Annotated in this window: 9 protein-coding genes; 2 read left to right on the plus strand and 7 right to left on the minus strand. The window is 71.3% G+C overall.

The features are described 5' to 3' along the window. Window positions 1-225 (minus strand): cytochrome d ubiquinol oxidase subunit II (locus VM306_RS28430; RefSeq protein WP_325520571.1); only part of this gene is annotated, 225 nt, incomplete at its 3' end. Window positions 226-237: 12 nt separating this feature from the next. Further along, complete coding sequence (locus VM306_RS28435; protein WP_325520573.1) at window positions 238-1692, minus strand: cytochrome ubiquinol oxidase subunit I; 1455 nt, start codon at window positions 1690-1692, stop codon at window positions 238-240. Window positions 1693-2022: 330 nt separating this feature from the next. Here VM306_RS28435 and VM306_RS28440 point away from each other — a divergent pair, with 330 nt between their 5' ends. Continuing rightward, entirely contained in the window at window positions 2023-2601 is a 579-nt protein-coding gene (locus VM306_RS28440) for a TMEM165/GDT1 family protein (RefSeq protein WP_325520589.1), read from the plus strand. Between the two features lie 4 nt (window positions 2602-2605). Here VM306_RS28440 and VM306_RS28445 read toward each other — a convergent pair whose 3' ends face one another. Further along, window positions 2606-3076 carry a MarR family winged helix-turn-helix transcriptional regulator gene (locus VM306_RS28445; protein ID WP_325520577.1) on the minus strand — a complete coding sequence of 157 codons (471 nt, stop codon included), beginning with the start codon at window positions 3074-3076 and terminating at the stop codon, window positions 2606-2608. Window positions 3077-3132: 56 nt separating this feature from the next. Between VM306_RS28445 and VM306_RS28450 the strand changes: the two genes are divergently transcribed. Beyond that, on the plus strand, window positions 3133-3483 hold the full coding sequence (locus VM306_RS28450; protein ID WP_325520579.1) for a cupin domain-containing protein: 351 nt from the start codon (window positions 3133-3135) through the stop codon (window positions 3481-3483). Between the two features lie 3 nt (window positions 3484-3486). Here VM306_RS28450 and VM306_RS28455 read toward each other — a convergent pair whose 3' ends face one another. The 4 genes from VM306_RS28455 to VM306_RS28470 form a co-directional block, all read right to left on the minus strand. After that, window positions 3487-3675, minus strand: a complete 189-nt coding sequence (locus VM306_RS28455) for a hypothetical protein (RefSeq protein ID WP_325520581.1) — start codon at window positions 3673-3675, stop codon at window positions 3487-3489. Window positions 3676-3704: 29 nt separating this feature from the next. Then, window positions 3705-5849 carry a DUF5682 family protein gene (locus tag VM306_RS28460; RefSeq protein ID WP_325520583.1) on the minus strand — a complete coding sequence of 715 codons (2145 nt, stop codon included), beginning with the start codon at window positions 5847-5849 and terminating at the stop codon, window positions 3705-3707. Next, a complete protein-coding gene (locus VM306_RS28465; protein ID WP_325520585.1) occupies window positions 5842-6927 on the minus strand; it encodes an AAA family ATPase in 1086 nt (361 codons plus the stop codon). Before VM306_RS28465 ends, VM306_RS28460 begins: the two co-directional genes overlap by 8 nt. Next, a partial coding sequence (locus VM306_RS28470) for a DUF5691 domain-containing protein (RefSeq protein ID WP_325520587.1) occupies window positions 6924-8387 on the minus strand: 1464 nt, incomplete at its 5' end. The genes VM306_RS28465 and VM306_RS28470, both read right to left, overlap by 4 nt.

Raw genomic sequence — 8387 nt, forward strand, 5'->3', positions numbered from 1 at the left:
CGCCGCATACCAGCCGGGGAAGGCCGCGAACGTGGCACCGATCGCGACGATGAGCCACACCTCGTTGCCGTCCCAGACCGGCCCGATGGTGTTGATCATGACTCGGCGTTCGGCGTTGTCGCGGCCCAGGACGGGCAGCAGCATGCCGACGCCGAAGTCGAACCCTTCGAGGAACAGGTAGCCGAGCCACAGCACGGCGATGAGCACGAACCAGAGCGTTTCCACGTCGTCTCTCCCCTAGTACGCGAACGCCAGGGCGCCGTCGTCTGACTTCTGGGGCAGTACGCCGGGTATCCCGCCTCTGACGTACTTGCGGATCAGGTAGAACTCCACGACCGCCAGCGCGCTGTAGACCGCGGTGAGGGCGATGAGCGAGGTCAGGATCTCGCCGGGGGTGCTGTTCGACACCGCCTGCGCGGTGAACATCCAGACACCGTCCACACCGGACGGGTTCGGCACCACCACGAACGGTTGCCGGCCCATCTCGGTGAAGATCCAGCCGAAGCTGTTGGCCAGGAAGGGGGTCGCGATGCCGGCGAGGCCGAGGACCGGGAACCACCATTCGGTGGGCGTCCGGTTCCTCCGCGTCAACCAGAGCATGAAGACACCCAGGCCGGCCGAGATGCCGCCGAACCCGATCATCAACCGGAAACCCCAGTAGGTGACGGGAAGCGCGGGCACGTAGTCGATCGGCTTGCCGCTGAGCTCGCCCAGCCTGTCGTCGACGGGGTAGAACTCGCCGTACTTCTGCTGGTACAGCGGCACCAGGTCCCCGATGCCCTTGACCTCGCTGCTGAAGTCGTTGTGCGCCAGGAAGCTCAGCAGTGCGGGGACCGTGATGCTCTTGACGTTCTCGCAGTCGGGCCTGGTGACGTCACCGTACGCGAAAACGCTGAAGCTCGCGGGCTGTTCGGTGTGGCACAACGCTTCCGCGGCGGCCATCTTCATCGGCTGCTGCTCGAACATCAGCTTGCCCTGCAGGTCACCGCTGACGCTCAGAGCCACGAACGCGACCACGCCGACCCAGGTGCCGAGCTTGAGCGAGCCGCGCCAGACGCGATCCTCCTCCGACTTGCGGTACAGGTGCCAGGCGGCGATCCCGACGAGGAACGCGCCGGCGACCGCGAACGCGCCCGCGATGGTGTGCGGGAAGGCGGCGAGCACCGTGTTGTTGGTCAGCACCGCCCAGATCGAGGTGAGGCGCGGGCGTCCGTCGTCCATCACGATGCCCACGGGGTGCTGCATCCACGAGTTGGCGGCGAGGATGAAGTACGCGCTGGCGATCGTCGCGAGGCTGAACGCCCAGGCGCAGGCGAGGTGGACCTTCTTCGGCAGCTTGTCCCAGCCGAAGATCCACAGGCCGAGGAAGGTCGACTCGACGAAGAAGGCGACGATCCCCTCCATCGCGAGCGGCGCGCCGAACACGTCACCGACGAACCGCGAGTAGGCGCTCCAGGCCATGCCGAACTGGAACTCCTGCACGATGCCCGTCACGACGCCCATGGCGAAGTTGATCAGGAGGAGCTTCCCCCAGAACTTCGTCATCTTGTAGTAGCGCTCATCGCCCGTGCGCACCCACGCGGTCTGCATCCCCGCGACCAGCACGGAAAGGCCGATCGTCAACGGCACCATCAGAAAGTGGTAGACGGTGGTGATGCCGAACTGCCACCGCGCGAGCTCGAGTACTTCCACGTCTTCGAGCGTAGGTGTGGATCATGGCCGTTATCAGGTACGACGGTCCCGTCCCGGGTCGGGACCAAGGTCCCGTGCGCTACGTCACGCCGTCCGGATCCCATGGGTCCGTTACGATGGATGGGCCAGAGGGGAGTAGTTCCCACCGGAGCAGTCAGCCGGTGGCGTGGTGATCGACATACTGGTCCGCCTTCGAGCGGATCCGGTCCCACACCCGTCTTGTACGGGCGAACGAGACCTCCGGCCGGGTTGTGCACCATGCCCGGTCGGGGTCTGTCGCGCCTCCGTCCGGGTTCTACTTCGGACGTGGAGGACCTCGTGGCCACTTCATTGCTCGCGTTCATCACCGCTTTCGCGGTGGTGTTCCTCGTCGAGCTCCCCGACAAGACCATGGTCGCGACCCTGGTCCTGACCACGCGCTACCACGCCTGGCCGGTGTTCACGGGTGTCGTGGCGGCCTTCGCCGTGCAGAGCGTCGTGGCCGCCGCGTTCGGCTCGTTCATCACCCTGCTCCCGGACCGCGTGGTGGCCGCCGTGGTCGCCGCGCTGTTCGGCATCGGCGCCTTCATGCTGCTCAAGGAGGGGTTCTCGCGCGACGAGGACTCCGCGGACGAGGCCGGGGCGCGCACCGAGGTGCCGTTCTGGCGGGCCGCGCTGACGTCGTTCGGCGTGCTGTTCGCGGCGGAGTGGGGCGACGCCTCGCAGCTCGCGACCGCCGGCATCACCGCCCGCTACGGGGCGCCGTTCGCGGTCGGGCTCGGGGCCTGGCTCGCGCTGGTCGCCGTGGCGGGGCTGGCGGTCCTGGTGGGACGCAAGCTGGCCGGGAGGCTGCCGACGCACTGGATCCAGCGGGTGGCCGGGGCGATCTTCGCCGTGTTCTGCGTGGTCGCGGTGACGCAGGTGTTCTGAGGCGTCACCACACCGGTCGGAGCCCCGGCTGGTCCTCGCCGTGGACGTGCCGCAGGTACGCGGCGAGGCCCTGCCTGATGGTGGTGAGCGTCGTGGCTCCGATCGCCTCGGCCATCTCGGCTTCGAGGTCCGCCCAGAGGTTGTCCGCGAGTTTCAGGTAGTCGCGGCCCTTCGTCGTCAGCGTGACGTACTGCGCGCGCTTGTCCGTGGGGTGCGGCTCCCTGAGCACGTAACCCCACTCGTCGAGCTCGTTGACGATCTTCGCCGCCGCCTGCTTGGTGACGCCGAGGTGCTGTCCGATGTCGACGGTGGTGGCGCGCTTCTCCTTGAGGAACCGGAAGACGTAGCCGTGCGCGGGCCGCAGCGGTTCGAGGCCGATCTGCCGCAGGCGGTCGTGGAACTGGTCGCCCATGACGCGGTACGTCATCGCGAGCAGCATCGGCACCGGTTCCACGCGCTTCTCCGGGGTAGACAACTTGGTTGACCTTATTCTAAGGTTAGTCAACTTCGTTGACTACTTTGGAGGTCATCTTGCTGGTCACGGGAGAGTCCGCCGTCGCGCGCTCGTTCGGCGGGTTCGAGTTCAGATCACTGGCAGTGCCGTCGCGAGGCAGCACCGAGATCGCGCTGTGGACGGTCGACGTGCCGGAGGGAGGCGACGGAACGCCCCACCGCGCGTCGAAGGAGGAGGTGTTCTACGTGCTGTCCGGGTCGGTGACGATCCAGGGGCAGACGGCATCGGCCGGTGACGCGATCGTCGTGCCGCCCGGCACCGAGCTGTCGCTGACCGGAGGACCCGCCAGGGTCCTGGTCGCGACGTCGGTCGGCATCGAGGCCGTGCTGGCGGACGGGTCGACGATCACGCCGCCCTGGTCGGTCTAGGGCCTAGTTGGCAGGGGAGCCGTCCTCGCGGGGAGGCACCGGAGAGGTGTCCGGGACCTCTTCGCGCAGGTCGTGCGCGATCTTCTTGGCCTCGTCGATGAGCTGCTGGGACTCGTCGAGGCGGCTCTCGTCCGGCGGCGTGAGCTGGTTCTCGTCCGGCGCGGCGAGGCGTTCTTCTTCCGGTGCGGTCACGGCCCCAGGATCGGCGGATCCGGCCTCCGTCAAACTCGGTCCAGCAGGCTCCGCACGTGGGCGGCGAGCCGTTCCGCGATCTCCAGGTCCCACTCGCCGTCGGCCGCCGGTGCGGTCGTCCGGCCGGCCACGACCTGCTCGCCGAGCAGGCGCCGCTCGGCGGGCGTGAAGTCGGTGACGGCCCGGCGGAGCAGCGGCAGGGCGTCGTCGAACGCCTCGCCGCGCAGGCCCGTCAGCCACTCGTCGACGAGGCCGAACAGGCGGGGGTCGGCCGCCAGGAGCGTGGCCGATCCGCGCAGGAAGCCCGCGACGAACGCCGTCGCCACCGAGCGGTGCAGGCGCGCGGCCACGTCGTCGCTGGTCAGCTCGCCCGCTTCCCAGAGCAGGCGGGTCGCCCTGCCCGTCGGCAGGCCGTGCGCCTCCGCCTTGGCTAACGCGTGGAGGGCTCGCCACCAGGTCTTCTGGTGGTCTTCGTCGGCGGCGAGACGGGCGGCCTCGTGCGCGCCGTCGATCGTGACGAGCGCGTTGTCCGCCGTTTCGTCGTCGATGCCGCGGCAGGCGATCGGGAGGCCGACCGCGCCTCGGGTGAGCAGGCCGTGCAGGGCCACGCGCAGCAGTTCCGGGTCGGTGCCGCGGACCGAGCCGTAGCGGACCGTGCGGGCGAGGTCGGGGAGGGCGGCGAGGAGCTCCAGGGCGTCGGTGGCCATCGCGGCACAGCGGTCGAGTGCGGCGCGGGCCTCGGTGACGGCCTTGGGCAGCTCGCAGCCGACGGACCTCGTGAGGGTCGCGGCGGCGTCGGCCACTCTCGTCGCGTCTTTCGCGGCCTGCGTGAGGACGTTCTCGGCGGCCGTGTGGACGGTGGTGCCGTGACGCGCGGCGACCGCCACGGACACCGCGAAGATCGGGTCCCAGCGCAGCTGCCAGACCTCGGCGAACGTGCCGAGCGAGTGGGAGCGGTCCTGCTTGCCCCAGGGGACGCCGAGGACCTCCAGGCGCCGCAGGAGCTTCGAGCGTTCGCGGTCGGTGTCCTTGCGCAGGTCCAGCTTGAGCTGCTTGGGCTGGACGTCGGCGGGGAGGCGGAGCCTGCGTTGCAGGCGCTGGAGATCCGCCGCCAGCGGCGAGCGCGGGACGGCCTCGCCGACCTCGCCGAGGCGTTCACCGACGACGAGCTTGCGGTGGACGAGCTGGAGCGGGACCTCGTCGCCGCCGCAGAGGACGGCCAGCGCCGCCTCGGTGACCTCGCTCAGGCCCGCGCTCGGGCGTTCCCTCAGCGCCGCGAGGGTTTCCGCGAGCCGGACGGCTTCCACGGCGCTCGCGGTCGAGGCCGGGAGGTCTTCTTCCCGCAGCACCGCGGCGGCTTTCGCGAACCAGCGCGGGACGACGTCGGCCTGGTGCTGCCAGAGATGCGCGTACCAGCCCGGCGAGTCGACGCCCGCGCCGTAGCCCGACTCCGCGGAGAGCTGGCCGTGGCTCCACGGGACCCAGGTGCCGGAGATCTTGCGGCGCCGCAGGCCTTTCAGCAGCGCGGTGTCCGCGGCGACCGTCGAGCCGGCCATCAGCGCCGGGACGTGCCAGGCGCCGCACACGACGACGATCGGGCCGTCGGTCTCCTTGCGCGCCTTGCGGATCGTCTGGCGCATGAACGCTTCTCGCTTGAGCGTGCGTTCGCCGACCTCGTCCTCGAACTCCGCGCGCACGGCCACCATGGCCTCGGCGATGGCGTCCGCGAGGTCGAGCGGGTCGGACGCGCTGTGCTCGACCACGTCCTCCCACCAGCGTTCCGGGTCGTCGAAACCCGCGGCCTCGGCCAGCAGGCCGATGGGGTCGACGTTCCCGCTCGGACCGTCGTCCCCGATCGACGCCGCGGCCGGCAGGTCGAAGAACCGGGCGGTGGCGCCGTTCTCGTCGGCGTAGCGCAGCGCCTGCCACTCCGGGGAGAACTCGGCGAACGGCCAGAAGGCGGCGTTCTCGGGATCGGTCTCGTCGTGCAGCAGGATCGCGACCGGCGGAGTGAGGGCGTGGACGTGCTCGAGCAGCCCGTCCGCCTCCGGTGGGCCCTCGACCAGGACGAGCGCCGGCCGGGTCTGCTCCAGCGCCCGCTTGACCATGCGCGCCGAGCCGGGGCCGTGGTGGCGGATGCCGAGGAGAACGGGGTCGCGACGTGCGTCAGTCACCGCTGGCGTCCAGGCAGGCCCGGTAGAGGTCGCGCCACTCGGCACGCTCCTTCAGCACCGTCTCCAGGTACTCCTGCCACACCGTCGCGTCCGACACGCGGTCCTTGATGACCGATCCGATGAGCCCGCTCGCCAGCTCGTCCGCACCCAGCGTGCCGTCGCCGAAGTGCCCGGCGAGCGCCATGCCGTTCGCGATGACCGAGATGGCCTCCGCCGTGGACAGGCTGCCGCTCGGCTTCTTCAGCTGCGTGCGACCGTCCACGGTGGAACCGCCGCGCAGCTCGCGGAAGATCCGCACGACTCGGCGCACCTCGTCGAGCGCGGGCGGTTCGGCGGGCAGCTGCAACGCCTTGCCGAGCTGCTGCGAGCGGGTCAGGACGATCTCGACCTCGGCGTCCTCGGTGGCGGGCGGCGGCAGCACGACGGTGTTGAAGCGCCGCGCGAGCGCCGACGACATCTGGTTGACACCGCGGTCGCGGTCGTTGGCCGTGGCGATGACCGTGAAGCCCGGCACGGCCTGGACCTGCGAGTTGAGCTCCGGCACCGGCAGCGACTTCTCGCTGAGGATCGTGATGAACGAGTCCTGCACCTCGGACGGCATGCGGGTCAGCTCCTCGACCCTGACCACCGCGCCCTGCTGCATGCCCTTCATGACCGGGCTGGGCACCAGGGCGTTCTCGCTGGGACCCTCGGCGATGAGCCGGGCGTAGTTCCAGCCGTAGCGGACCTGGTCCTCGCTCGTGCCCGCCGTCCCCTGCACCACCAGCGTCGAGTTGCCGCTGACGGCCGCCGCGAGGTGCTCGGACAGCCACGACTTGGCCGTGCCCGGCACGCCCACGAGCAGCAGCGCCCTGTCCGTGACGAGCGTGCCGACCGCGACCTCGACCAGCCGGCGCGAGCCGACGTACTTCGGCGAGATCACCGTGCCGTCGGGCAGCGTGCCGCCCAGCACGTACGTGACCACGGCCTGCGGCGACAGCCGCCAGTTCGGCGGCCGCTGCCGGTCGTCCTGCGCCGCGACGGCCTCCAGCTCGGCGGCGTACTGCTGTTCGGCCGTCGGCCTGAGCACGGCGGTCACGGGGCCTCCTGGGTCGGTGCTGGGGCGAACGATTCGCGCAGGCGGATCCGGAGTCTGAGGACCTCCAGCTCCAGGGAGCTCTCCGGCCAGCGACGGGTCAGAGCCTCCCAGCCGGCGCCGAGCAGGTCGGCGTCGCCCCGCGCCAGCACCACGTTCGGCGGCCGGCCCGACCGCCAGCGCGGGTCGGGCAGGGCGGCGAAGCGCTGCAACAGCGCGCGGGTGGTCTCCGGCGACCAGGGCGCCGGCAGCTGGGAGCAGGCGTGGTCGAGCAGGTCGTAGTGCCAGTTCTCCGACACGGCGACGACGGCCTGCTCGGCGACCTTGGCGGGCAGCGCCGCCAGCATCTCCAGCTGCTCCATACCCGTCAGCGTCTCGGCGGCGGCCACCGCCCACGGCCGCGGGTCGTTCGTGGCGGCGAGCTGGTCCGCGACGCCTCTCAGGAGCGCGGCGGCCCACGGACCCCGCCGGAGGATGCCGGCGGCTTTGGCGTCGTCGGCCTTGAGCGTCGAGGTCCAGTACGACGGCGGAACGCTCGCGGCCGCACCCCGGATCCGCCCGGCCACACCCTTCTCCGAGCCGTCGCGCATGAGGTCGCGCTGCTCGGCCTCGTCGGCCGGCCGGGTCCAGAGCTCCTCCGGCCGCACGTCGAGGCCGTCCTCGGTGAGGCGCAGACCGTGGCGAAGGCGGTGTGCCGCACGGGCGGCGAGGCGCGTGGGCCGCAGCCTGCGCAGGAGCCGGAGAGCCTCGTCGTGGACGGCGGCCGCCTTGTCGTCGAGAGCCGCCTCCAGCAGCCGCTCGTCCTGCGGCCCCAGACCGGTCTCGAGGGCGCTGATCAGCACCTGGCGGTCGGCCGAGCGGCGCGACACCTCGAACTCCCGCGCGATGAACGCGCCGACCTCCACCGGGGCGACCTTGCGCTTGCGGCGGAGAGCGCGGACGCGCTGCGCGCTGGGCAGGTCGAGGATCTCCTCGAGCGGGACCTCGTCCACGAGCGGCGCGGTGCCGCTCGCCCAGGACCAGCCGGGACGGGTGTTCGCGAGCCAGCGCCCCCTGGTGCCGAGGACCTCGACCACGGCGGCCCTGAGGCCGGGCCGGGCGGTGCCCAGGGCGAGGAGGGCCGGGAGCATCCGGTGCTCGGCCACGACGTTGCCCGCCTTGGCCAGGGCGCACCACTCGGTCAGCAGGACCTCGTCGTCGAGGCTCATGATCGCTTCCAGGACCGCGCGGGCGGCCGGGCGCGGGAAGGCGGCGGACTCGGGCGGGGCGAGCGGCACCGGCTCCGCCGACACCTCCTGCGGGAGGGCGGCGCCGAACGCGGCCACGCCCAGGGCGGCGCAGTCGGCCAGCAGTGCCGTGGGGTCGCCACCGCCGCGGGTGGTGCCGATGAGGAGGTCCTGGACGGTCTTGGACCACTCGTCCTTCACGCCACCACCTCCCAGGCGCGGGCGACGCGGTGGTGA

This window comes from Lentzea sp. (assembly GCF_035525475.1).
Taxonomy (GTDB): domain Bacteria; phylum Actinomycetota; class Actinomycetes; order Mycobacteriales; family Pseudonocardiaceae; genus Lentzea.